Source organism: Eionea flava, assembly GCF_055393785.1.
On sequence record NZ_AP036018.1, the window covers coordinates 2,719,989 to 2,743,897 of the forward strand.

At 44.4% G+C, this 23,909-nt stretch carries 23 protein-coding genes; 5 read left to right on the top strand and 18 right to left on the bottom strand.

Annotated features, from left to right (window positions below):
• The first annotated feature begins 83 nt into the window (after positions 1 to 83).
• A complete protein-coding gene (locus ACZ5O6_RS11780; protein WP_447092725.1) occupies positions 84 to 923 on the top strand; it encodes an aspartyl/asparaginyl beta-hydroxylase domain-containing protein in 840 nt (279 codons plus the stop codon).
• A 338-nt stretch (positions 924 to 1,261) separates the two neighbouring features.
• Here ACZ5O6_RS11780 and ACZ5O6_RS11785 read toward each other — a convergent pair whose 3' ends face one another.
• The 4 genes from ACZ5O6_RS11785 to ACZ5O6_RS11800 form a co-directional block, all read right to left on the bottom strand.
• Entirely contained in the window at positions 1,262 to 1,840 is a 579-nt protein-coding gene (locus ACZ5O6_RS11785; RefSeq protein WP_447092726.1) for an MFS transporter, read from the bottom strand.
• Positions 1,841 to 1,981: 141 nt separating this feature from the next.
• Complete coding sequence (locus tag ACZ5O6_RS11790) at positions 1,982 to 2,215, bottom strand: hypothetical protein (RefSeq protein ID WP_447092727.1); 234 nt, start codon at positions 2,213 to 2,215, stop codon at positions 1,982 to 1,984.
• Between the two features lie 260 nt (positions 2,216 to 2,475).
• Positions 2,476 to 2,814, bottom strand: a complete 339-nt coding sequence (locus ACZ5O6_RS11795; RefSeq protein WP_447092728.1) for a P-II family nitrogen regulator — start codon at positions 2,812 to 2,814, stop codon at positions 2,476 to 2,478.
• Positions 2,815 to 2,942: 128 nt separating this feature from the next.
• The gene (locus tag ACZ5O6_RS11800; RefSeq protein ID WP_447092729.1) at positions 2,943 to 4,202 is read right to left on the bottom strand and encodes an ammonium transporter; all 1,260 of its coding nucleotides are present in this window, start codon (positions 4,200 to 4,202) and stop codon (positions 2,943 to 2,945) included.
• A 321-nt stretch (positions 4,203 to 4,523) separates the two neighbouring features.
• On the opposite strand from ACZ5O6_RS11800, the gene ACZ5O6_RS11805 reads away from it, so the two are divergent.
• Both ACZ5O6_RS11805 and ACZ5O6_RS11810 read left to right on the top strand, forming a co-directional pair.
• Positions 4,524 to 4,823: an accessory factor UbiK family protein gene (locus ACZ5O6_RS11805; protein WP_447092730.1), complete on the top strand. Its 300-nt coding sequence runs from the start codon at positions 4,524 to 4,526 to the stop codon at positions 4,821 to 4,823.
• A 129-nt stretch (positions 4,824 to 4,952) separates the two neighbouring features.
• Complete coding sequence (locus tag ACZ5O6_RS11810) at positions 4,953 to 6,443, top strand: YifB family Mg chelatase-like AAA ATPase (RefSeq protein ID WP_447092731.1); 1,491 nt, start codon at positions 4,953 to 4,955, stop codon at positions 6,441 to 6,443.
• Positions 6,444 to 6,489: 46 nt separating this feature from the next.
• Here the strand turns inward: ACZ5O6_RS11810 and ACZ5O6_RS11815 are convergent, their stop codons facing one another.
• A complete protein-coding gene (locus ACZ5O6_RS11815; protein ID WP_447092732.1) occupies positions 6,490 to 8,202 on the bottom strand; it encodes a putative bifunctional diguanylate cyclase/phosphodiesterase in 1,713 nt (570 codons plus the stop codon).
• 338 nt (positions 8,203 to 8,540) lie between these two features.
• On the opposite strand from ACZ5O6_RS11815, the gene rep reads away from it, so the two are divergent.
• Positions 8,541 to 10,565, top strand: coding sequence for a DNA helicase Rep (rep, locus tag ACZ5O6_RS11820; protein WP_447092733.1), 2,025 nt, complete (start codon positions 8,541 to 8,543; stop codon positions 10,563 to 10,565).
• A 114-nt stretch (positions 10,566 to 10,679) separates the two neighbouring features.
• Here the strand turns inward: rep and ACZ5O6_RS11825 are convergent, their stop codons facing one another.
• Positions 10,680 to 11,105 carry a c-type cytochrome gene (locus ACZ5O6_RS11825; RefSeq protein WP_447092734.1) on the bottom strand — a complete coding sequence of 142 codons (426 nt, stop codon included), beginning with the start codon at positions 11,103 to 11,105 and terminating at the stop codon, positions 10,680 to 10,682.
• A 146-nt stretch (positions 11,106 to 11,251) separates the two neighbouring features.
• Positions 11,252 to 12,589: a UDP-glucose dehydrogenase family protein gene (locus ACZ5O6_RS11830; protein WP_447092735.1), complete on the bottom strand. Its 1,338-nt coding sequence runs from the start codon at positions 12,587 to 12,589 to the stop codon at positions 11,252 to 11,254.
• A gap of 174 nt (positions 12,590 to 12,763) precedes the next feature.
• On the opposite strand from ACZ5O6_RS11830, the gene hemB reads away from it, so the two are divergent.
• Positions 12,764 to 13,759, top strand: coding sequence for a porphobilinogen synthase (gene hemB, locus ACZ5O6_RS11835; protein WP_447092754.1), 996 nt, complete (start codon positions 12,764 to 12,766; stop codon positions 13,757 to 13,759).
• A 291-nt stretch (positions 13,760 to 14,050) separates the two neighbouring features.
• On the opposite strand, the gene ACZ5O6_RS11840 is transcribed toward hemB, so the two are convergent.
• The 11 genes from ACZ5O6_RS11840 to ftsY all read right to left on the bottom strand — a co-directional run bounded on the left by ACZ5O6_RS11840 (position 14,051) and on the right by ftsY (position 23,801).
• The gene (locus ACZ5O6_RS11840) at positions 14,051 to 14,293 is read right to left on the bottom strand and encodes a type II toxin-antitoxin system ParD family antitoxin (protein WP_447092736.1); all 243 of its coding nucleotides are present in this window, start codon (positions 14,291 to 14,293) and stop codon (positions 14,051 to 14,053) included.
• 277 nt (positions 14,294 to 14,570) lie between these two features.
• Positions 14,571 to 15,605: a dihydroorotase gene (pyrC, locus tag ACZ5O6_RS11845; protein WP_447092737.1), complete on the bottom strand. Its 1,035-nt coding sequence runs from the start codon at positions 15,603 to 15,605 to the stop codon at positions 14,571 to 14,573.
• A 17-nt stretch (positions 15,606 to 15,622) separates the two neighbouring features.
• Entirely contained in the window at positions 15,623 to 16,873 is a 1,251-nt protein-coding gene (locus ACZ5O6_RS11850) for a PQQ-dependent sugar dehydrogenase (protein WP_447092738.1), read from the bottom strand.
• 66 nt (positions 16,874 to 16,939) lie between these two features.
• Positions 16,940 to 17,890 (bottom strand): GTP cyclohydrolase FolE2, encoded by a 951-nt coding sequence (gene folE2, locus ACZ5O6_RS11855; RefSeq protein WP_447092739.1) that lies wholly within the window; start codon positions 17,888 to 17,890, stop codon positions 16,940 to 16,942.
• A gap of 76 nt (positions 17,891 to 17,966) precedes the next feature.
• The gene (gene hisI / locus ACZ5O6_RS11860; protein WP_447092740.1) at positions 17,967 to 18,386 is read right to left on the bottom strand and encodes a phosphoribosyl-AMP cyclohydrolase; all 420 of its coding nucleotides are present in this window, start codon (positions 18,384 to 18,386) and stop codon (positions 17,967 to 17,969) included.
• A 24-nt stretch (positions 18,387 to 18,410) separates the two neighbouring features.
• Entirely contained in the window at positions 18,411 to 19,118 is a 708-nt protein-coding gene (gene trmB / locus ACZ5O6_RS11865) for a tRNA (guanosine(46)-N7)-methyltransferase TrmB (protein WP_447092755.1), read from the bottom strand.
• 53 nt (positions 19,119 to 19,171) lie between these two features.
• The gene (locus ACZ5O6_RS11870; protein WP_447092741.1) at positions 19,172 to 19,555 is read right to left on the bottom strand and encodes a DUF423 domain-containing protein; all 384 of its coding nucleotides are present in this window, start codon (positions 19,553 to 19,555) and stop codon (positions 19,172 to 19,174) included.
• 118 nt (positions 19,556 to 19,673) lie between these two features.
• Positions 19,674 to 20,534, bottom strand: a complete 861-nt coding sequence (gene rpoH, locus ACZ5O6_RS11875; protein WP_447092742.1) for an RNA polymerase sigma factor RpoH — start codon at positions 20,532 to 20,534, stop codon at positions 19,674 to 19,676.
• A gap of 229 nt (positions 20,535 to 20,763) precedes the next feature.
• Positions 20,764 to 21,879, bottom strand: coding sequence for a permease-like cell division protein FtsX (ftsX, locus tag ACZ5O6_RS11880; RefSeq protein WP_447092743.1), 1,116 nt, complete (start codon positions 21,877 to 21,879; stop codon positions 20,764 to 20,766).
• On the bottom strand, positions 21,876 to 22,565 hold the full coding sequence (ftsE, locus tag ACZ5O6_RS11885; RefSeq protein WP_447092744.1) for a cell division ATP-binding protein FtsE: 690 nt from the start codon (positions 22,563 to 22,565) through the stop codon (positions 21,876 to 21,878). Before ftsE ends, ftsX begins: the two co-directional genes overlap by 4 nt.
• Before the next feature lie 12 nt (positions 22,566 to 22,577).
• The gene (gene ftsY, locus ACZ5O6_RS11890) at positions 22,578 to 23,801 is read right to left on the bottom strand and encodes a signal recognition particle-docking protein FtsY (RefSeq protein ID WP_447092745.1); all 1,224 of its coding nucleotides are present in this window, start codon (positions 23,799 to 23,801) and stop codon (positions 22,578 to 22,580) included.
• Between the last annotated feature and the right edge of the window lie 108 nt (positions 23,802 to 23,909).

Consider the following 23,909-nt stretch of genomic DNA (forward strand, 5'->3'; position numbering starts at 1 on the left):
ATGAAAAAGCATGTGACGAAAAAGCAGCATAATTATAAAAACAAAATTCCATTCGAATAATATCTAAAAGAGTTTCAGACAATATGAACAGTAGAGTTTTGAGTAAAGTTGCTATTGATGAAATATCTTTGAATGACGATTTATCTAAAATAGAAAAAATGGAGTTTAGTAGTGCTTATTCAGAATATAAGAGTGGCTCTTGGGCTTCTATAATTCTTGCTAACCAAACAGGCGACCACAAAAATGGAATTTCTTCTGAATACAGTGGTAGTGTCAAAGTAACATCGATAGGAAAATCACTTCCTCATATAATGCAGCTTATACGTGATAATTTTTTATTTTCTGAAATTAAATCCGTAAGAATTTTTAAAGCTGCAAATTATGGACTCATAATTCCACACATTGATTATTTGGAATTTAAAAAAGGATTTACACGATTACATGTGCCATTGAAGACGAACAAGCAGTGCTTTAATTCGGAGCTTGACAAGGTATACCATATGAAAATGGGAGAAGTGTGGTTTGTAGATGGTAACCTACCCCACTCTGGCGCATGCCTTGCTAACGAAGAAAGGTTGCACTTAGTGATTGATTTTGACCCAGAGTTACCACCATCAAACTGCATTATTGAACCCAAAGATTCAATAGCTCAAACTATCATAGAGAGGAAAGAATTTAGTCTGCTCGATAAAAAAAATATCTTGAGCCTGTCCTCTCTCATCAATCCAGGCAATTTTTATGCATTGCTAGGATTCCTTTCTTCTATTCATTTTAGTAAAGACGTAGCAGCACAAGCGATTTATCAGTGGCTCGATGACATATCCGTGTTATCAGGGAATGATGAAGTAATGACCATGTCCAAAATATGCAAAAAAAAGTTCATTGGTGATTTCGACACCGATATGTTTTCTCTCTTTCTTTGATACTGGCTGATTCACAAATTTGAATTTTTGTCTGGAACCATAACACATAATTTGCGCGATACTCTTATGGACTAGAGATCAGAGCACTGTGGGATGAAGCAAAAAAACGCATATTGCACCCTAGAGTAATAGTGGCCATTAATATGCATACCGCCATGGTGTAGAGTAAAATGCTTGCATCTTGTTGGTATATGTCCCTACTACCAGAGCGCTGGACGCCCCCGCGATCACTTGCATCGCACCAAATAGAGCACTTGCGGTGCCTGAGTATTCTACCGGTACCGCTTTAATACCCTTGACAGGCACTATGGCATAGTTGATGCCCACGCCCATCATAATTAGGCAACAGCAGGCAATAAAATCGACAGGCTGCAAATTTTGGATCCACAATAGGTATAAAGATAGTGAGCAGCCAAGTGCGGCAATGATATTACCCACCAAGAGCCACTGACGGGTATTTTTTGTGGTTGCAAAAAAGCGCTTAACACCGCGAAAAAAATGCTGCCATAGGTGCTATATATGATGAACGCTGGAATGGATAGAATACACTTGTATTGAATTAACATTTTATTCACATGCGATGCGGCCGATGTGTTGCCAGAATGATGGATTTTTGAGGGGGAATCCGGAATATAGCGCCATAGAGCCACAGCAGACAGAATGCTAACAACGGCTAAAAAAATAAAAATATAATGCCAACCAAAGGCATTATTAATACTATTGCCGAGTATGGGTGACGTGGCTGAGGCTATAGCTACAATCACCCAGTAAAACCCAATTATCTTAATCCCCCGCTCTTCGTCAAACATATCGCTAATCATAGCAAGTACTATCACACCTTCTACGGCTGAGGTGAATCCTTGAAGAACGCGTGCAAAAATTTCACTATTGAGAAATTCAACGCTACACTGACCCATTCACAAAGGCGACAGAGGCTTAGTCCCTCAATGAGCCATGAGGGCATTTGCGTTTGTAATGCTATCGCTATTGATGAACTTCACATCGTACTCTTTGATATTCCTGAACCATCTTTACACCCGCAGGTGGCCACCCATTAACTAGATCGGATGGCTACCGTACTTGTTTTCAGGCTTTCTTGGTGGATCAGCCATCACGTTAGGGTCAACATGGCTAATTTTTCCGCCAACAGCCAAAAATCTCGCTACCTCTTCATTTAAGCGGTTCCGCTCAGCCATTTTATCTTCCATCGAAGATTGACTGATTAACAGCTCTGTATCGACCTCGTCTGTTGTTGTGGTTTCTGAATATATATTTGAATGATCGTCAGACATCTTTTCCTCCCGAACGCCTTATTCAACATTTGCTCACTATTTATAGTTGATATAACGGCCGTTCGTAAAAATATTGAGGCGTTTTTATAGGCTAATTTGTTATTGCTTAATGTAATTTACAAGTAGTTAGTTATAAAGGAGGGATTGCAGTGTTAAACCTCTAACTCTTAAATTGATAGCGAGGCCTTAAAATAGCAGGTATAAAAAAGCCCCATGAAAACTCATGAGGCTTTACCCGATTAAATCGTTACACGGAGCAATTATACGGCGTCTGAACCCGTCTCGCCGGTGCGGATACGGATTACTTCGTCAACCGCAGTAACAAAGATTTTACCGTCGCCAATTTTTCCTGTCTGTGCCGCTTTAGTAATCGCATCAACAGATTGGTCGACCATTGAGTCGTCAATCACTAATTCGATTTTTACTTTTGGCAAAAAGTCTACGATGTACTCGGCACCTCGATAAAGCTCGGTATGGCCTTTTTGACGACCAAACCCTTTTACCTCGGTTACCGTCATACCTTGAACACCCACCTCTGATAATGCCGCGCGAACATCATCTAATTTAAAGGGTTTTACAATAGCAGTAATGAGTTTCATGATTTTTCCTTGATTGTTTTATAACAAAATAGATTCACAAATAGTAATAATAGCGTGTCGCAGAAGCTTATCGGATTGTGCAGGAGCATAACAGTAATTCGCGATGATGCCCATACACGTAAGCCGTCCTATTGCTTAGCGCTGGCAAATTCTGGATAAGCCTCCATACCACATTCAGACATATCCACGCCCGCAAACTCTTCTTCATCGCTCACTCGTAAGCCAACAGTATATTTGAGTATTGTCCAGACCAGCAGACTCGCCAAAAATACCCAAGTGAAAATAGTAAGTGTACCGATCAATTGGCCGCTAAAACTCGCACCGCCGTCTTCTGTTAATGGGTTAGTCAGCGGCACTAACATTAAGCCCACAAAACCCACCACACCGTGTACGGATATAGCGCCGACTGGGTCATCAATTTTGAGTTTGTCTAAAGCGAGAATACTAAACACAACCACTAAACCACCTAAGGCGCCAAATAACGTAGCAAGCAGTAATGTAGGTGTTGATGGTTCAGCTGTGATTGCTACCAAACCCGCTAAGGCCCCATTAAGCGCCATGGTGAGGTCGGCTTTGCCGAATAACAGGCGGGCAATGACAAGCGAGCTGATCAACCCGCCAGCCGCCGCCGCGTTAGTATTCATAAATACGACCGCAACAGCATTAGCACTATCAATAGACGACGTCGCTAAAACAGAGCCGCCATTAAAACCAAACCAACCCAACCACAAAATAAATGTGCCTAAGGTTGCCAAAGGCAAGTTAGCCCCCGGAATCGCAACGGCAGCACCACTCTCCGTAAACTTGCCTTTGCGTGCACCGAGCAATAGTACACCCGACAGCGCGGCGGCTGCACCGGCCATATGGACAATACCCGAGCCTGCAAAATCCGAGAATCCTAAATCACTTAGGGTGTATAAGCCAAACACGGCTTCGCCTCCCCATGTCCAGCGCCCTTCCATTGGGTAAATAACCCCGGTCATAACAACGGCAAATGCTAAAAACACCCATAGTTTCATACGCTCAGCAACTGCACCCGACACAATCGACATCGCTGTCGCAACGAAAACCACCTGAAAAAAGAAGTCGGCAGATGGTGCATAAGTCGCAGGTTCCTCAGCACCGGTAACACCGTTGCCAGTAATGCCACTCAGTAATAGCGTACCGGCTTCGGGATACATAATGGCGTAACCACACACCGAATACATAATGCAGGCGATGGCATAAAGTGCGACATTTTTGGTTAATATTTCTGTTGTGTTCTTGGAGCGCACTAGACCCGCTTCAAGCATGGCAAAACCTGCTGCCATCCACATGACCAGAGCGCCACACACTAAAAAGTAAAATGTGTCTAAGGCGTATTGCAATTCAAAAATTTGACCTTCCACGAATATTCTCCTACATCTTATTGTTGTTTCGCTGTCGCTAACATCAGCGATTAATAGGTATATCGAAATGAGATACACAATCGCATATTGCATGATGCAGGCCAAAAAAATTAATGTTTAAAAACAAGTACTTATAAAAAAGTCATCATTGAGCAGCACTACAACGGCGCACAGAGCCGCTATAAAGTGGTGCATGGTAGTTGGTTTGTCACAGGGTTTTTAATGATAGGGTGTATGAATATATTGCTTTCTCATCCAAAGGTGCGCATAATTTTTTATGAACGAAAATACATAACGTTTAAACAATCTATCGAGTAGATAATGATCAACCATTTAGCGAAACAATTATTAGATGATGTCGCCAAACATTTACCCGCATCAGGCGATGCTATTAGCGCGGCTTTTTCAGATCACACCAGTGATGCACACCGGCAGTTAAAAGCACAAATGGAAGCGGTGTTGCGCAAAATGAATGTGGTGTCTCGTGATGAGTTTGATGTGCAAGCGGCGGTGCTTCAACGTACTCGAGAAAAAGCTGATGCTTTAGAAAAGCAACTCAGCGTATTGGAAGAGGCTCTTAGTGCCGCCGTTAAGCAAAATAATGGCGATGCTAATAATTAGTAATCGTTTAATTGATAATTGAAAAGACAAAACAAAAAACACATAAAATTTTTTACCGATACTTAAAAGTAATCACATTGTACGTCATCAAAAACGTACACCCCAAGGACTCAATTTGCAGGATGCATTATGTCTCTCTCCATTATTTACACTCGCGCCCGATACGGCGTTGATGCCCCACTGATTACGGTAGAAGTTCACTTATCCAACGGACTGCCCAGTCTCTCTATTGTTGGCATGCCTGAAGCTGTCGTTAAAGAAAGTAAAGATCGTGTGCGTAGCGCTTTGATTAATAGCCAGTTTGAATTTCCTGCACGACGTATCACTATTAATCTTGCGCCGGCCGATTTACCAAAAGAAGGTAGCCGATTTGATCTTCCGATTGCGATTGGTATTCTCGTCGCTTCTCATCAAATACCCGCCGATACCATTGCACAAAGCGAGTTTGTTGGCGAACTCGCATTATCCGGAGAGTTACGTGATGTTAGTGCAATATTACCCACCGCGATTGCTTGTCATAATGAACAACGCGCATTATTTACATCAAGTGCAAACGCTGCCGAAGCTGCGCTTTGTGAAAATAGCACCAATTATGGCGCAAAGACATTACTTGATATATGCCAGCACTTACATGGTGTCCAGCAAATAGAAGCCTCTCAGGCTCTACCCATTCAGGAGACTCAATCATCTATAGATTTTGCCGATGTTAAAGGCCAACCATTTGCCAAGCGAGCGCTGGAAATTACAGCCGCTGGTGGACACAATTTGTTGATGTATGGTTCACCCGGTACAGGAAAAACCATGTTAGCCAGCCGTTTACCGAGCATTATGCCAACGCTCAGTAGTGAGCAATCGATTGAAGTGGCCAGCATTTATTCGCTCTGTGGAAAAAATAATAAACATTGGACAACTCCTCCCTTCCGTCATCCACATCACTCGTCATCGGCGGTTGCCTTGGTAGGTGGCGGATCATATCCAAAGCCCGGAGAAATTTCTTTGGCGCATCATGGCGTGCTTTTTTTAGACGAGTGTCCAGAATTTCCTCGTCAAGTTTTAGAAGTTTTACGAGAACCCATGGAATCTGGAGAAATTAATATTTCACGAGCAAATGCACAGGTAGTTTTTCCTGCAGCTTTTACCTTGGTCGCGGCTCTTAACCCCTGCCCTTGTGGATATTTTGGTAGCACATCGAACAAACACCTCTGCCGCTGCGCACCTGATCAAATTCGTCGTTATCGACAAAAAATATCAGGGCCGCTGCTAGATAGAATTGATTTGCACGTACCAGTAGCGCATACCCGCATGAGCGAGCTGCAAACATTACCTACAGGTGAAAGCTCTGAGGTAATTAGACAACGAGTGAATGCCGCGAAAGCTATTCAAGAGCAGCGCCAACAAAAATGTAACGCTCGCTTAAATAAGCAAGAGCTTAAAGAAATTTGCAGACTGCCAAGACAAACACAATCTTTTTTAGAAACGGCAGTAGATACATTGGGGCTATCTGCAAGAGCTTATGATCGTATATTAAAAACGGCACGAACCATTGCTGATTTAAAAGGAAATAAGGAGATTGGAAAGGCGGATTTAAGTGAGGCGGTATCTTTTAGAAATTTTGAGTAAGAAAATAATGGAGAAACGGTCTTTTCGTATCTATTAATAATTTAGTTTATGAATTAGATAGAGAAATCGTTTTTACCTCACGGATGAGTTGAGAAAATTCTTTGAGTGTTAAGTCTTTTCCCATAACACCGCCTTGTGCAAAGTCACACGCAATAGAGCGCATTATATTGATAGATAATTCATTGTCAGGATCATTAATAACCACTTTTTTTCCTAATCGATGAGCTAATAATATTAACGTTTCTAATAATACATTATCTTTTTTATGATTTAGTGTAGATGATAAGAAATTTGATGAGAAATGTAAGCAAGAAATTTCTTGTTTTTTAAGATTACTTAATCCAAATGTATTTTCACCGTAATCACTCAGGCCAATTTTTGCACCAATGTTAATGATATTATCAATACATTCATTCAAATAGATGTCGGTTTTACAACTCTTTTTTCTTAAAAAAGAAAATTCAATATGTTTAGGGTCAATATTATTCTCATGGATAATATTTTGCACATATTGGCTAAACCGAGAAGATTGAAGTTGTGTTCTACGAACAGAATATGCCACGAAAAAACGATTCTCTGCATATAAATGACGAATATCTTCCATAGAGGAGCGAATCATCCATTCGGTTAAAAAACGAATAGATTCTGTGTTTTCTATCAGGCTTGCAAATGTCGCGTAGTCAAGCTGACTATCCGTTTTATGATTGATAACGGGAGATACAACAACGCCGATTATACGGTTAGTCTGCAAGTCGAATCGAGGGGTGTAGCGTAGTACAAGAGATTTTTTTTCCACGGCATCGCGCAGCTCATCACACGATATGTTTTCAATCAGTGTATTTTCTTTTTTATTGTTGAGAAAGAATCGATAGGTACTCGTACCGGTTTGCTTTGCCTCGTACATGGCTAAATCAGCATTGCGCTGTAGCAATTCGACATTACTTCCTGCATCTGGAAATACAGCAATCCCAATACTACAACCAATATTGAGTTCATGATCTGCAATAAAGAAAGGCTGCTGAATACTATCAATGATTTTTTGGGCTAAATAAATAATCTCTGGCGTAGAACCCACATTATTTAAAATAACTGTAAATTCATCTCCTCCAATGCGAGCAACGGTATCGCTGCGCCTGACGACCGATTTGAGTCGCCGAGAAAACTCTACTAACACGTCATCACCTATATGGTGCCCGTAGCTGTCATTGATCTCTTTGAATTTGTTTAAGTCTATATACATCAAAGTAAATTGATGTTTCGAACGCTGGGATAAGCCCAGCATTTGTGTGAGTCGATCTAGAAATAGTGCGCGATTAGGAAGGTCTGTTAAGTGATCATAATGTGCTAGGTGATCTAGGTGATGTTCGACTTTTTTACGCTCAATCGCATAGCGAATACTACGCTCAAGTACTTCGGAGTTAACATTTTCTTTAACAAGATAATCAGAGGCTCCATCGCTAATCGCTGACAAATCGACATCTTTTTCTCGATCATCCGTCATAACGATAACGGGGACACGACTGTTAAGCGTATTCGCTCGCTGAATAAAATCAGCACAGTTAATCCCCCAGTGATAGTCTAAGAGTACTACGTCGCAATCTTGATTTTCAATGTGTTTTAAACCCTTTTCTAAGTCTTGGCACCAGAGCAACCGATAATTATCATAATGCGCAGCCGACAGTTGATAGCCAATCAGCAAAAACTGCTGACGATCATCATCAACCAATAAGACTCTTTTTGGGGGTTCGACTGACTGCACTAAATCAACATCTCCGTTGAATGTTATGTGTGTACTTCTCCTACAGGAACCAATCCGTTCACCAAGAACGTAGTTAGGCTCTTAAAGCGATACGACAACGAGGGGCTTCTCATTGATCACTTTACATTCAGACACTTTACCCTAGACAATGGCGCTTTATCCATTATTTTATGGTCATATTGTATATTATTCTGAACACCACCTGCTTATCCATATTTGGAATAAGGAACATTCACCCTATTGATTGATACGCGCCAGAGGCAAGATAACGCTAGGATCAGCGCATCCCAGTTGCTAAAATGTTTTTTCAGCCATTCACCCTAGTACGGTTACCTTCCATGTCCACCCTCAACGCTCGACAACGTGCAGCCGTGCACTATATTGATGGCCCCTGCCTGGTCTTAGCAGGGGCAGGGAGTGGAAAAACAAGTGTGATTACGCGAAAAATTGCCTATCTTATTGAAGAATGCGGCCTATCTGCACGACATATTGCGGCATTAACCTTTACCAATAAAGCCGCTAAAGAGATGAAGGAGCGCGTATCGTCTTTGCTCAAGGGTAAGGGTAGTAAAGGTCTAACCGTCTCTACATTCCATAATTTAGGGCTTAATATCATTCGTCGAGACCATGAGCTATTTGGTTATAGACCCGGCTTTTCCATTTTTGATAGTGAAGACTGTCGCTCGCTATTAAAAGAGATTATGCAAAGAGAGGGTGATTTAAATAGCGATCACTTGGATCTTGTTCATCAGCAAATTTCTCGTTGGAAAAATGATTTAGTGTTACCTAATCAAGCACTATCTACAGCAGAAAGTGATGGTGAACAACTGATTGCGCTTGTTTACAACAAGTATAACGATGCATTAAAAGCCTATAACGCGGTTGATTTTGACGATCTGATTTTGCAGCCCGTTCAATATTTGATGACAAACCCACGCTTACTTTCAAGCTGGCAACAGCGTATACGCTATCTGCTGGTTGATGAGTACCAAGACACCAACAATAGCCAATATCGACTAATACAGCTGTTAATGGGTGATCGTGGTGCACTAACGGTAGTGGGAGATGATGATCAGTCTATTTATGCATGGCGCGGCGCAAGGCCAGAAAACATGTCGCAATTACAAGAAGACTTTCCATCACTCAATGTCATCAAGCTAGAGCAAAACTACCGTTCGACACAACGAATATTGAAAGCGGCCAATACCGTAATTGAAAACAACCCCCACGAGTTTAATAAGGCCTTGTGGAGTGATATGTCTTACGGTGAACCGATACGCGTGCTTAGGGCCAGTAACGAAGAGACTGAAGCTGAACGTGTTGCGACTGAAATTGTGGCTCAACGACTTCAGCGGCGAGCGACATATAAAGATTTCGCGGTACTCTATCGCAGTAACCACCAAGCTCGGCTGATTGAACTGAAACTACAGCATTATCAAGTGCCCTATCACATGAGTGGCGGCACGTCGTTTTTTTCACGCACCGAAATTAAAGATGTGATGGCGTATCTACGCTTAATTGTGAACCCTGATGATAACAACGCCTTACTGCGTATCATTAATACACCTCGTCGACACATTGGTACCAGCACGCTAGTGACGTTAAGCCAATATGCCAACGAACGTGACATTACTCTAATGAATGCTATGGGGGAAATAGGGCTGGCACAACATCTATCGAGTGCGGCTCATCAACGTATCACCCAATTTTCTCAATGGTTGAATGGCGTCGTTCTACAAGCTGAAGGGGATAACCCTATTGCCGCCATTGATGAAATGCTCGAAGACATCGATTATTTAGGCTGGCTTCACCAACAGGCGAGCTCGCCACAAATTGCTGAGCGGCGTATGGAAAATGTACAGTTTTTAGTTCGCTCCATTCAAGAAACACTGGCTCGTGAAAATGATCACTCATTAACAGAAACCAACGATTACACCTTAAAAGATGCTATCGCAAAGCTAGTCTTGATGGATTTACTAGAAAGGCAAGAAGACGAAGATATTGACGACAAGGTGCAATTAATGACCTTACATGCGGCTAAAGGGCTAGAATTCCCGCATGTGTTTATGGTCGGTGTTGAAGAAGACATTCTACCGCACAGAAATAGTATCGAAGACGATAACATTGAAGAAGAGCGCCGATTGGCTTATGTGGGTATTACCCGGGCAAAACGTAGCCTCACTCTTTCTTTAGCGGCCAAAAGAAAGCAATTTGGTGAGACCAACCCAACAACACCCAGTCGTTTTTTAGATGAACTACCGCAGGAAGATATAGAAAAAAGCGGATTTGGCAAAGAAGACCCTCTCGCGAACAAGCAAAAAGGAGAGGATGCCATGGATAGTATTCTTGGTATGTTCGATTAAGCCTCGAATTAAGCTCAAATGTCTCAATTACTTAATAAATAGTGATAAAAAAAGCGGAATGTTCACATTCCGCTTTTTAGCTGCTTTTTATAAAAGCATTTTATGGGGCTTAACCTATTGTGACTGGCTCACCATATAATCCACGGTTGCCTTAATGTCATCTTCAGAGCAGTCCATACAAAGGCCTTTGGCTGGCATGCCATTAATTCCATTAATTGCATTGGTATAGAGCGTATCAATACCGTTGCCGATACGTGGTGCCCATGCAGCAACGTCTCCTAATTTTGGTGCGCCAGCAGCGCCAGAGGCGTGACAAGCAACACAGGAGGCGCCGTAGATATCTTCACCGCTGCGAGGGCCACTTGCCACTACCACAGGTGCGGCTGCGCAATCATCACCCGACATACAAAGATCGCCCACCGGAGATAAACGTGCACTGATATCATCTTTAACCGCTGCAAAGGCCACCGCAGAGGTGAATACCGCGAGTGCAGCTAAGGTAAATTTAACTATTTTGGTACTTTTCTTACTTATAAACACAAGCACTTCCCCTCGTTACTGTTTTGCTATCGTTACTATTATAACCATTCACTTTCAGATTATAGCGCGTTACTCGCCTGACGTTAAATAATACGTTCTTACATACTGAATAGACTTTGAGTTCTGCTTAAAAAACAAACGAGTCTCTACATTTGTATGGAGTGGCCACGACCAATCGCATAGTAATCAAGCCCAAGTTCGCTCATTCTTTGTGGGTTATACAAATTTCGGCCATCAAAAATAACAGGGAATTTTAAACACTGCTTAATTAGCTTGAAATCAGGCGCCCTAAAGTGTTGCCATTCGGTGCATATCACCAACGCATCGGCGCCTTGTAACGCGGCCTCTTTCGTACCGACAAGACTCAATGTATCTTTAGTACCATAAATACGCTGACACTCTTCCATTGCTTCAGGGTCATAAGCCTGCACTTTTGCACCCGCCGCCCATAGTGATTCCATCAGCACACGACTTGATGCCTCTCGCATATCATCGGTTTTAGGTTTAAAGGATAAGCCCCATAATGCGAACGTCTTGCCAGAGAGATCGCCTGTAAAATAATGGTCAATATACGTAAATAGTTTTTGCTTTTGATAAGCATTAACGGTTTCTACTGACTTTAGCAAAGGCGCATCGTAACCAATAGATTCCGCTGTTTTCACTAGCGCCTGCACATCTTTCGGAAAACATGAGCCACCATAGCCACAACCGGGGTAAATAAAATGATAGCCAATACGTTCATCCGAACCGATGCCTTTTCGCACCATTTCTATGTCAGCACCTAGCTTTTCTGCCAAATTTGCCATTTCATTCATAAAGCTAATTTTAGTTGCCAGCATACAATTAGCTGCGTATTTGGTTAATTCGGCACTACGCACATCCATAAAAATCATACGATCATGATTGCGATTAAAAGGCTCGTATAACTCCCTGAGTAGTGGTTCTACATCTTGGGAATCCGTACCAATAACAATACGATCAGGGCGCATACAGTCATTAACTGCAGCCCCTTCTTTTAAAAACTCAGGGTTTGATACCACATGAAAAGGAATGCTTTCTTTTCTTTCTTCCAATACTTGTTTAATGCATGCTTTTACTTTATCCGCAGTACCTACCGGAACAGTCGATTTATCAATGATAATTTGTTGTGAGGTCATGTGCTCCGCAATCGTTTTTGCTACCGCAAGCACATATTGTAAATCTGCCGAGCCATCTTCATCAGGTGGTGTACCTACGGCAATAAACTGTATTTCACCAAATTGCACACCCGCTTTTGCATCGGTAGTAAATGTAATTCTACCCGCTTCATAATTGGCCTTAACCAAGGGCGTTAATCCTGGCTCATAAATAGGGATAATACCTTGCTTCAAATTATCAATTTTGGTTTGATCAATATCAACACAGCAAACATCGTGTCCCGCATCCGATAATACGGCTGCTTGAACAAGGCCCACATAACCAATACCAAAAACCGTGACTTTCATAACAAAACCTTTTGCATTTTCTTGAAGCTATCAATAGGCGGCAATCCTACCAGAAAGCCTTTGTAGGTGGGAGGAAAAACCGCCTTATCGACCACCATATTATGGAACGATCATGGCTTTTTAGCCCTATTTTTATTAGGATGGCTGTTATTTTTAGCTCCTGAGACCCACTATATGCAATCTCGCCAATTTCCTAATAGCCGCCTACGCAGAAATCGTTTTTCTGATTTTTCTCGCCGTTTGGTACGCGAAAACGTATTGAGCTGTAATGACCTCATCTACCCCATGTTCATCGTTGAAGGAACGGGCAAGCAAATTCCTGTAGATGCTATGCCAGGTATTTATCGTTACTCGTTAGATACCCTGTTAAAAGAAGTAGACACGCTTGTCGAGCTTGGTATTCCCGCTATCGCCTTATTTCCTAATGTGGATGCATCAGTGCGTAGCCTAGAGGGTAAAGAAGCTTACAATCCCGACAGCTTGGTGTGTAGAGCCGTACGTGCGCTAAAGCAGCGTTTTCCCGAACTTGGCATTATCACCGATGCAGCACTCGACCCTTACACTACCCATGGGCAAGACGGCATCATTGATGAAAACGGATACGTGCTAAACGATATCACCGTGAATGCTCTACAGCAGCAAGCCTTGGCTTGTGCCGATGCAGGCGCCGATGTTATCGCCCCATCCGATATGATGGATGGTCGTGTGGGAGCTATAAGAGCCTCGCTAGATCAGCAAGACTTTATCAATACACAAATCCTTGCTTACGCGGCCAAATACGCATCGGCCTACTATGGACCGTTTCGAGACGCCGTAGGCTCAACGAATGCATTAGGTAAGGGCAATAAAATGACCTATCAAATGGATCCTGCCAATAGCAACGAAGCCTTACATGAGGTAGCAATGGATATAAGCGAAGGCGCTGACATGGTGATGGTAAAGCCGGCAATGGCCTATTTGGATATCATTCATCGTGTAAAAACAGAGTTTCAAGTCCCCACGTTTGCCTATCAGGTGAGTGGCGAATACACCATGCACAAACTCGCTATTGAGCAGGGTCACTTACAACCATCCGTTATCGAAGAATCTATTTTATCTATCAAACGTGCTGGTGCAGATGCGATTTTGACGTATTTTGCGAAGGATATTGCGAAGCAGCTAGGCAAATAGTTGTTTGGCAACTCAAAATCGTCGAGTTAATCCCGCCTAGTAAATAGCCCATCATACCGAGCTTGACTCGGTATCTCGCGTAGAAAAGTTTCGACGACAAAGAAGCAAAAAACAGCTATACGGGAAGAAGACAATACAAAAACTAATACCCAGAGACTAAAAAGTCCAACCGTTTTAAGTGGCTGGGCTTTTAATTCTTATCTGACCCCAATTAATTACCAATTAATTATTGCGTATAGGCAGCAATATTTTTCAAGTCAGCCCTCGCAGTTCTGGAAACAAAAAATGAGTTCATTTACCAAGCTCATCGTCAAGCTCTTGCATAAGGCTCTCGTAACTATATTCAACTGTTCCGCTTGCTTTGCCTTCCTCTATTAATGCACGCAGTGTTTCAAGTTTGCGCTCATCGTCTTCAAGTTTACGCAGCCCAGCACGTATTACTTCACTTGCAGAGCCATACCGCCCATCAGTAACCTGCCCCTTTATAAAATTATCAAAGTGGCTTCCCAAGCTAATGCTAGTGTTTTTGGCCATGCGGCACCTCAGTTATACCAATATTTACTTGATTTTGGTATAGAGATCCCATGACAAGTCAATCTAGTTCGCACTTTCAGAAGCACCAAAAAGGTCAGACTCGATTGCCCTAAGGTATTAATTTTTTATATGATTTATTTGGTGTTTTACGTTAGGGGCCATAGACACCGGATCAAGCCCGGTGTGACGGGAGAGCGATTGAAAGGATTAGAGAAACCAATGGATCAGAGCCGCGACTCTGCTGGCATTCTGACCCATAGCATTCCTAAGTTATGCTTTACACCAATTTCCACTGCAAGGTTTTACCCGCAAAAAAGGGTACGATGGGGCTGTCGTTAGGGAGGGTGATTTGTTCAGGGACTTGCCATTCTTGCTTTTCTAGGGTGATGGTGCCGGTATTACGAGGTAAGCCATAGAAGTCGGGGCCGTGGTGGCTGGCGAAGCCTTCGAGTTTGTCGAGTACATCTAGCTCGTCAAATACTTGTGCATACAATTCAATCGCACTCCACGCGCTATAGCAACCGGCACAGCCACAGGCGGATTCTTTGCGGTGTTTTTCGTGGGGAGCGGAGTCGGTGCCGAGGAAGAATTTTTTGTTACCGGTGGCCACCATTTCGCGTAGTGCTTGCTGGTGAGTATTGCGCTTGAGTACCGGCAGGCAATAATTGTGAGGATGCACACCGCCGACCAGTAAATCGTTACGGTTAAGTAATAAATGCTGTGGGGTGATGGTCGCGCCGACGTTATCGGGCGATTCGGCTACAAAATCGACGGCATCTTTGGTGGTGATATGTTCAAACACAATTTTTAGCGTCGGAAAACTCGCCACAATAATTGCCAAGTGGCGGTCGATAAAGGCTTTTTCGCGGTCGAAAATATCGATGTCGTGATCGGTAACCTCACCATGAATCAGTAGCAGCATGCCCTCTTCTGCCATGGTTTCAAAAATAGGCTGTAGCTGATCCAAAGCACTCACGGCCGCATCAGAATTGGTGGTTGCACCTGCAGGATACAACTTAGCCGCAGGAATACCTGCACGCTTGGCTTGGCGAATATCGTCGGGGGTGGTGGCGTTAGTGAGATACAGGGTCATTAACGGCTCAAAATCGGTGTTATCGCTAGGGCGTGCCGCTAAAATGCGTTCTTTATAGGCAAGCGCCATATCTGCGGTGGTGACTGGCGGCACAAGGTTGGGCATCACGATCGCACGACGAAAACAGCGGGCTGTGGCAGCAACGGTTTCTTGTAAAATATCGCCATCACGGAAATGTAAGTGCCAATCATCGGGGGTGCTTAGAGTTAGTGTGGTCATGTTGTTCTCGTTCGGTCTCATTGGGTCTGGGGAGAGTCATCGTCATGGTTCTGACCCTCATGTAAAAAGTGTAAGGGGAATTGTATCAGCTTGCCTTGGTCAGCGTCGGTCAGTAAGTAGAGGAATTCACCGTTAACGCGTACGTCACGAATACGACCCAATTGTTGTTCAAAGTAGCGTTGCTCGCTAAAACGCTGAATCAGTTTTTGTTCTTTTATGGCTGATGATTTTTGCGAAGCGGATGGCGCTTGGCTCTTAACAATATCGGCTTCGGAGCTTAGTGATGGTTGTGGCAACGGCGACAGCACCGACAATAACTGATATTTAAGTGCGCCTATCAACCACTGATTGTTATAAAACGCTAGACCCGATGGCGCGATCGATGGATCCCACATGTATTGAGGCTGTTGCAACCCCGGTTTATGCGTGCCTTCACCAATAGCAGTAGCAATACCGTAATTAACCCCATAGGTGATCACTGGCCAACCGAAGTTTTGCCCGGCTTGAATATGATTGAGTTCATCTCCGCCTTGCGGGCCATGCTCATGCGACCATAGGTCGCCGGTGACAGGATGCAGCGCTAAACCTTGAATATTACGATGCCCATAAGTGTATATTTCGGGCAACACTTCTGGCGTATTGACAAATGGATTATCAGCGGGGATAGCGCCGCTATCAAGCAAGCGTATTAGGCTACCATGGTGGTTATCACGCTTTTGAGACAGCGATTTAACGCCCCGGTCTCCCAAGCTCAGATAGAGATACGTCTGATTTTGCTGCTGCGTTAACAGCAAACGACCACCAAAATGTCGACCGCCTTTGGTTTTCGGCTGTGCGACAAACACGGTGTCGATGTTGATCAACGATTGCTGGTCTTGTGTTAGCGTACCGCGCAGGACTTCTGTGCTATAGCCTTGCACAGCACTACCCGCAACGTAGCTGAGATACACCCATCGATTGATTGAAAAGTTTGGATGTAATGCTACGTCCAGCAAGCCGCCCTGCCCTACAACGGCAATTTTTGGCAAACCGGTTATTGGCGGAAAGACCTCACCCGATGCTGATATACGGCGTAACTGCCCTGTACGTTCGGTGACTAAAAAGTCGCCATTAGGTAGAAATGCGAGCGACCATGGGCGGTCTAGTTGGTTGGTAATAACACGAGGAGTAATTTCAGCGGTTGCCACAACATCTGCGAACGGCGCAGCCAGAGGAAGGCTACAACAGAAGCTAACAACAAGCCGTGTAACTAATCGCCTGAATAACATAGTCCGACCCTTGCGCTGGGTAAACACCGTGCGAGTGTGAAATGGCTTTCGTGCAAAGGGCTCAAATTATCGATGCAATAATGGGCTATAGCCGCCAGCAATACCCTTGGTCGCAACCGCAACCGCATCATGGGCGTGCAAGCTTTCAATATGTTCGATGCGTACCCAAAAATCATCAACAGTAGTTTGTTGATTCAGTGCATGCTTAACGCGACGTGCGGCATCTTCGCAAAACATTTGGTTGGCGCCATTTAGGCGAGCAAATTCTTGTTCGTCTTCACGCTTTACTGCGGTCTGTACGGCGGTTTGCAAGACTTGTTCGATCGCATTAATAGTGGCACTGATCGGCAGATCATCGCACGAGGCATTTAATTGAATACGTACATCGGCATAACTACGCTGGCTATGTGGTGTAGCGACACTGCCACGGTCTGAGCGCAGCCACTGTTCCACAGTGGCTTTGTCAATGCTGTCGGTCTCGGCAAAGTCTTCAGAAAATGCCTGCTGCATTAATTGACGAGAAAGCGCTGCCGAACAAGGGCATGTTGAGGAGTAAGGCACTTTAACGCCGAGTTCGACCTTTACATCACGACCATCCCAGATGGCTTTTAGTGTTACGGGGTAGTCTTTCCAGCCACTATATTCACTTTTAAGTGCGGGCTGGTTGATCAGATAATCAAACTCAATGCTCAGGCAGGTTTGGCTACTGATTCCGTCGTGGCTAGCCAGTTTATCTTTAAGAAATGCTTTTAAAGTATCCATAGTCAACACATGCTGACGTGAGAACTCTGCCAACAATAGGTACAAGCGTGACATATGAATGCCCTTGACGTCGGGCTTTGCAAGGTCGACATAGGTCTCTACAAACGTATGCGCTTGATAATTACCTAAGTCCTGATCATTAATCACGAGTGGGAGGGCGATACGGCTCATACCGACCCAATCGAGTGTGCCATTGAACTGCGCTTTTTGCTGAGCAGCAACATCGGGCATGTCAGGCTTTTGTCGTGTTGTCATAGTCTTTTCTGCTTTGTGAAAATTTGTATATGAAATATATGGGGTCAGAGTCACGACTCTGACCCCATATATTTCTTTAATCAGTCATTGGTACGGAAATCGTTGAGAGTTGGTCGTCTTCTACCTGAAAATAGAAGCAATTTCTTCGATTGGTGTGGCAAGCGGGACCTTTTTGATCCACCAAGCACAATAGAGCATCACCATCACAGTCGATGCGCATATTCATCAACTGTTGCGTATTGCCCGAACTTTCACCTTTACGCCAAAAACTTTGGCGAGAGCGCGACCAGTAACATACCCGCTTGGTTTTCAAGGTTTCATATATGGATTCGCGGTTCATCCATGCCATCATTAATACTTCGCCAGTATCGTATTGTTGGGCAATAGCAGGAATGAGGCCGTTGCTATCGAATTGCAAGTGCTCAAGCGCTTTTTCCAGCGCAATGGTGTCATTAAGGCCGCTTTGCTCTAGATCCAAGAAAAAAGGGTTTTTCATAAAGATAACCTAAAAAATAATAACTTAAGGTGTTGCGGAACAACGGTCACTGCGCGTAAATAGCAAATCCCAAACACCATGCCCTAGCCGTTCGCCTCGTTTTTCGAATTTAGTTAAGGGACGATAATCAGGGCGGGGGGCAAAACAGTACTCCCCTTGTGGGTTGCTAAAGCCTTCTGCCGCTGACATCACTTCCATCATATAATCGGCGTAAGGTTCCCAATCGGTCGCCATGTGACTAACACCGTTCGCCGATAGCTTTTGACGGATCAACTGCATAAATTCGGGCTGCACAATGCGTCGTTTGTTGTGCTTTTTTTTGTGCCAAGGATCGGGAAAATACAATTGAAAGCGCTGAATACTGGCGTCGGTAAAGCAATCCTGTAATACATCAACAGCGTCGGCCATATAAACCCGCAAGTTAGTTAAACCCGCTTTTTCTGCGTTATTAATTAAACGCCCTACACCCGGCGGATGTACTTCTATACCAATAAAATCGCTCTCTGGCTGAGATTGCGCCATTTCTAGCAGTGAATCACCCATGCCAAAACCCACTTCAACCACTAATGGCGCTTGCCGCCCAAATACGGTTTGCGCATCAAAAACGCCATCGAACAAACTAAGACCGTAAGTAGCCCATGCACGGTCAAAGGCATTTTTTTGACCATCGGTCATGCGTCCACCACGAATCACATAACTGCGTATGGGCTTATCTTTATATTCGGGTTTCATTTCAAAGGTATCTGACATACCGCTCTCTATGTATCAGGATAAATAAAGGAAAACTACAATGATGATTGTGCAATGCCGATAGCGAAACACAACCACCCTATGATCAATAACACACCACCCATTGGCGTAATTGGTCCAAACCAGCTTGGTGCGCCTAAGGCTAAACCGTAGAGGCTACCGCTAAACAACACTATGCCTGCCATCCACAAACAACCCGCTGCTATCAACGCAGTAGGAACACCTTCAGATAGCCGCAATATCAATAGTGACAAGCCCAATAAACTCAACACATGAATAAAGTGGTAGTGCGTACCGGTTTGATAAGCGGCTAATAGCACAGGACTAATTTTAGCCTTGAGCGCATGCGCCCCAAATGCTCCTAACACCACCGCTAACATGCCGTTGATGGCTGCAAATAATAAAAATAGCTTTGTCATAAAAACGGTATTGTTGCCATTGAAGAGTTGGGGGAAATAAAAAAAGCCGCATTATAGCGGCTTTTTAGTAGCAAGGGGGCAATGAAGGTGAGTAAAAGAGTGCCCTAGCGTAGAAACCTTAAGCGGCTTCCATCGCTGTTTTAACCTTTTTCATCGCATTTTTTTCAAGCTGGCGAATACGTTCAGCCGATACGCCAAACTCGGCAGCAAGTTCGTGCAAAGTCGACTTGTTGTCGTCATTTAACCAGCGGCGCTGAATAATCACTTGGCTACGCTCGTCTAGCTTTTCAAGAGCTGCACGCAGGCGACTGGTATTGTCGTCACTCCAATCACTCGCTTCGATTTGCTGTGCTGGGTTGTAACGATGATCTTCTAGATAGTTTGCTGGTGCTTTGTAAGCTGACTCGTCATCTTCATCGTTGTCTGCATCAAAAGCGGCATCATAAGCCGATAGGCGGCTTTCCATCTCGTGAACATGTTTTACTTCAACGTTAAGGTCTGCTGCAACAGCGGTGGCCTCATCGTGAGTTAACCAACCGAGGCGCTTCTTTTGGCCGCGTAGGTTAAAAAATAATTTGCGCTGTGCTTTTGTCGTCGCAACTTTCACAATGCGCCAGTTACGTAAAATGAACTCGTGCATTTCTGCTTTGATCCAATGCACAGCAAAAGATACCAAACGCACGCCTTTTTCAGGGTTGAAGCGTTTTACGGCCTTCATTAAACCCACGTTGCCTTCTTGAATAAGATCCGATTGCGATAAACCATAACCCGCGTAAGACTTAGCAATATGTACCACAAACCGTAGATGAGACATGACTAAGCCACGCGCCGCATCAAGATCTTCGTGATAATACAGGCGTTCGCCAAGGTCTTTTTCTTCCTCGGCAGTTAATACCGCAAAATTGTTAACGGCTTGCATGTATGCATTAATGTTCGCACCTGGCGCAAGCATATCCACAGACTGTAAGCTAGTTCCCATTTCCTTCTCTCTCTTCTTTAATAAAAGATAACGTTTTGATATTACGCGCATTTTCTGTGATTGGTTTAATAACCACATGGCACTTTATTAGCCAATGCTATGATTTTAGCACGCATTGTCCATTGCGCGAGGGTATAGACTACTGATTATCGGCGATAGTTCAATAGCTTGGCAATATTATTGCGTTATATGATTAACCAGCTTTGGATATAAGCCAGATAAACATGTGTTACTCAGGCTCGATTTGTCGTAAATGACGCGACACGGATAGCCATGCGCCTAACCAGCCGAGACTACTGGCGACAACGATGACGAGCGCTATCGTTTCAATACTTAACAGCGATAGTGTGTATTCACTACCGTACAAAGCCGTCAAATGCTTAATAGGCTGAGCTAACCACATTTGCACGCCGCCCAAAATAAGTAGCGATAAAATAGCACCGCTAAGGCCATACCAAAACCCTGTGTACAAGAACGGACGCTTGATAAAACCATCGGTTCCGCCCACCATTTTAATGACGACGATTTCATTGCGACGGCTTTCTATAGACAGGCGTATCGTATTGCCGATCACTAGTATCACCCCCACTGCCAGTAATAGTGCCAACGCAAACACGATACGCTGGGCGAGGTTAGCCATTTCTTGTAATCGGCGTAGCCATTGCGTATCTAGCTGTGCCTCTTCGACAAGCGGTTCGGCGGCAAGCTGTGCTTGTAAATTCGCCAGTAGTTCTGGCGATGCATCTGCTTCATTATCGTTGATACGAGGCTTAACTAGCAGCACATAAGGCAGGGGGTTAGTTTCAAGAGACGATAGAATATTACCCAAACCGCTGTGTTGCTGAAAATCTTGCTTAGCCATCTCGGGGGTAACCACCTCAACCGCATTAATCGTGGGGGTTGCCAGCAAACGCTGCTGCAGTTTATCGACCGCCAAAGGCTGTGTTTTAGGCTCAATATAAAGAGAAATTTGGGTATTGTTTTGCCATGTATTTTGCAGTGGCCGTGCTTGTTCGAAGACGATATACAACAACGTGGGCAATACTAATGCAATCGCTACGACCAGCCCCGTGGCTAAGCTTTGCCAAGGGGTGTTGAGTAAGCGTTGCAAGCTATCGAGACATGAAAAGCGGTGATGTGCTAACCAAGCGTTTAGGGGTGCGCTTGAAGACCCACCGCTCTTTTTAGAGGATACAAGAGAAGAGGATGAAGCAAAAGACACTTGCGAAGAAAACCAAGAACCTTGGCTTTTACTGCTCGCCTTTTTATTAGCAGCTTTTTTGCTCGCACCATACGTATTGGCGGCAGGTTTAGCTGTAGCAGGACGACTGACTCGACGGTTCATACGAAAACACCGCCCGAAGCCACCGGCTCACTAACCATGCGGCCTTGATCAAGTGTCAGTACTCGTCGCTGCATTTGTTCAACAAGCGCGATATCGTGCGTTGCGATAAGAATGGTCACACCAACACTATTGAGATCTTGGAACAGTTGCATAATATCAGCAGACAACGCAGGATCGAGATTACCTGTTGGCTCATCGGCAAGCAGTATGGCGGGCTTATTGACAATGGCTCTGGCGATCCCTACACGCTGTTGCTCACCACCGGACAGTGCCAGAGGGAAATGCCCTTCTTTGCTCAATAAACCAACACGTTCAAGCGCTGCACGCACGCGACGCCCCTGATCTCGCGCCGACATACCACTAATCTGCAAGGGCAGAGCAACATTATCAAACACGGTGCGATCGACTAACAAATGAGGGTTTTGAAACACTACGCCAATCTGACGGCGCAAATAGGGGATTTGTGTGCGAGTGACCTGATCTAATCGGCGATTACCGATCAAGACCTGTCCGCGAGAAGCACGCTCAATCAACATAATCAGTTTAAGCAGAGTACTTTTTCCCGCGCCCGAATGCCCGGTCAAGAACGCCATATCACCGGTAGCTAGCTCAAAGTTAACGTTGAGCAAGGCATCGTGGCCTTCACCATCACCATAGCGCTTACTCACATTATCGAAACGGATCATCGCTGGCCAGCCTTATTGATCGGCATTGTCTTGCGGTGTCGTAACTGGCTGCGCACTAAATAGGGCATCAACAAAGTCGTTGGCCACAAAAGGTTGTAAGTCATCGATACCTTCACCCACACCAATAAAACGAATGGGTAATTTAAAACGCTCGCTTAAGGCGAATACAATGCCGCCCTTAGCAGTACCATCTAACTTGGTCAGCACCAAACCTGTAACACCAGCCGCTTTAATAAAATGCTCCGCCTGCGACAAGGCATTTTGCCCCGTGCCCGCATCTAGCACCAATAACACTTCATGGGGGGCGTTAGGGTCGAGCTTTGCCATGACACGTTTGACCTTAGAAAGCTCATCCATCAGGTGGCCTTTATTGTGTAAGCGGCCGGCGGTATCGGCAATCAACACATCGACACCCCTAGCCTGTGCCGACGACAGGGCATCAAAAATAACGGAGGCGCTATCGGCTCCAGTATCTTGTGCGACCACCGGTACATCGTTACGCTCGCCCCATATTTTTAACTGCTCAACAGCCGCCGCTCGGAAAGTATCACCGGCCGCTAGCAGCACTTGTTTGCCTTGATTTTGCAAACGCTTGGTGAGTTTACCGATAGTGGTCGTTTTACCCACGCCATTTACACCCACAACCAAGGTAACCATTGGCATTTTCTTACCATCAATCACTTGCGGTTCTGCAGCCAGTGGCTGCTGTGCATCGACCAATAAATCACGTAGCTGTTGCTGCAAAGCAGCGTACAGACTATCACCATCGCTTAGCTGCTTGCGTTCAACGGCTTTGGTCAGGTTATCAATAATTTGCGTGGTTGCATCAATGCCCACGTCGGCCATCAACAATTGCGTTTCTAACTCTTCTAGCAATTCGTCATCAATTTGTTTTTTGCCCAGCACCGCACTGGCGATACCTTCGACTAATTGGCTACTGGTACGAGACAAGCCCTGTTTGATGCGTTGAAAGAACCCACGCTTGGGCTTTTCTTGTTCTACAGGAGCAGAATGTACAGGAGCAGAGTGGCTTGGGTGTTGATCAGTATTTTCAGCGGTATCGTTACTATCGATAACATTGCCTACATCACCATGAACGGTGGTCGCTTCTGCAAAGATATTTTCTTTTTTTGCGGCATCGTCATCATGGCCTTCACTCACATGCTGGTGGCTATTATCCGCACTTTTTTGGGTATTTTCGGCCTTGGGTTTCTTTTTAAATCGATCAAAAAACATGGGTCTCTCTTATTCAAACGCATATTAGGCCGATAAAGATAACGGCAATGGCGTTGGGCAAACATAATGAAAGGCGGTATCCTACCATTGACCCAAAATAAAGTCTTA

Bases quoted from the DNA above. Each gene is read 5' to 3' on its own strand.
- folE2 (WP_447092739.1), bottom strand. From the start codon at position 17,890: ATGACAACACGACAAAAGCCTGACATGCCCGATGTTGCTGCTCAGCAA.
- ACZ5O6_RS11810 (WP_447092731.1), top strand. From the start codon at position 4,953: ATGTCTCTCTCCATTATTTACACTCGCGCCCGATACGGCGTTGATGCC.
- rpoH (WP_447092742.1), bottom strand. From the start codon at position 20,534: ATGGGAACTAGCTTACAGTCTGTGGATATGCTTGCGCCAGGTGCGAAC.
- ACZ5O6_RS11790 (WP_447092727.1), bottom strand. From the start codon at position 2,215: ATGTCTGACGATCATTCAAATATATATTCAGAAACCACAACAACAGAC.
- ftsX (WP_447092743.1), bottom strand. From the start codon at position 21,879: ATGAACCGTCGAGTCAGTCGTCCTGCTACAGCTAAACCTGCCGCCAAT.
- rep (WP_447092733.1), top strand. From the start codon at position 8,541: ATGTCCACCCTCAACGCTCGACAACGTGCAGCCGTGCACTATATTGAT.
- ACZ5O6_RS11870 (WP_447092741.1), bottom strand. From the start codon at position 19,555: ATGACAAAGCTATTTTTATTATTTGCAGCCATCAACGGCATGTTAGCG.
- ACZ5O6_RS11840 (WP_447092736.1), bottom strand. From the start codon at position 14,293: ATGGCCAAAAACACTAGCATTAGCTTGGGAAGCCACTTTGATAATTTT.
- ACZ5O6_RS11795 (WP_447092728.1), bottom strand. From the start codon at position 2,814: ATGAAACTCATTACTGCTATTGTAAAACCCTTTAAATTAGATGATGTT.
- ACZ5O6_RS11780 (WP_447092725.1), top strand. From the start codon at position 84: ATGAACAGTAGAGTTTTGAGTAAAGTTGCTATTGATGAAATATCTTTG.
- hisI (WP_447092740.1), bottom strand. From the start codon at position 18,386: ATGAAAAACCCTTTTTTCTTGGATCTAGAGCAAAGCGGCCTTAATGAC.
- ftsE (WP_447092744.1), bottom strand. From the start codon at position 22,565: ATGATCCGTTTCGATAATGTGAGTAAGCGCTATGGTGATGGTGAAGGC.
- ftsY (WP_447092745.1), bottom strand. From the start codon at position 23,801: ATGTTTTTTGATCGATTTAAAAAGAAACCCAAGGCCGAAAATACCCAA.
- trmB (WP_447092755.1), bottom strand. From the start codon at position 19,118: ATGAAACCCGAATATAAAGATAAGCCCATACGCAGTTATGTGATTCGT.
- hemB (WP_447092754.1), top strand. From the start codon at position 12,764: ATGCAATCTCGCCAATTTCCTAATAGCCGCCTACGCAGAAATCGTTTT.
- ACZ5O6_RS11830 (WP_447092735.1), bottom strand. From the start codon at position 12,589: ATGAAAGTCACGGTTTTTGGTATTGGTTATGTGGGCCTTGTTCAAGCA.
- ACZ5O6_RS11785 (WP_447092726.1), bottom strand. From the start codon at position 1,840: ATGGGTCAGTGTAGCGTTGAATTTCTCAATAGTGAAATTTTTGCACGC.
- pyrC (WP_447092737.1), bottom strand. From the start codon at position 15,605: ATGACCACACTAACTCTAAGCACCCCCGATGATTGGCACTTACATTTC.
- ACZ5O6_RS11805 (WP_447092730.1), top strand. From the start codon at position 4,524: ATGATCAACCATTTAGCGAAACAATTATTAGATGATGTCGCCAAACAT.
- ACZ5O6_RS11850 (WP_447092738.1), bottom strand. From the start codon at position 16,873: ATGTTATTCAGGCGATTAGTTACACGGCTTGTTGTTAGCTTCTGTTGT.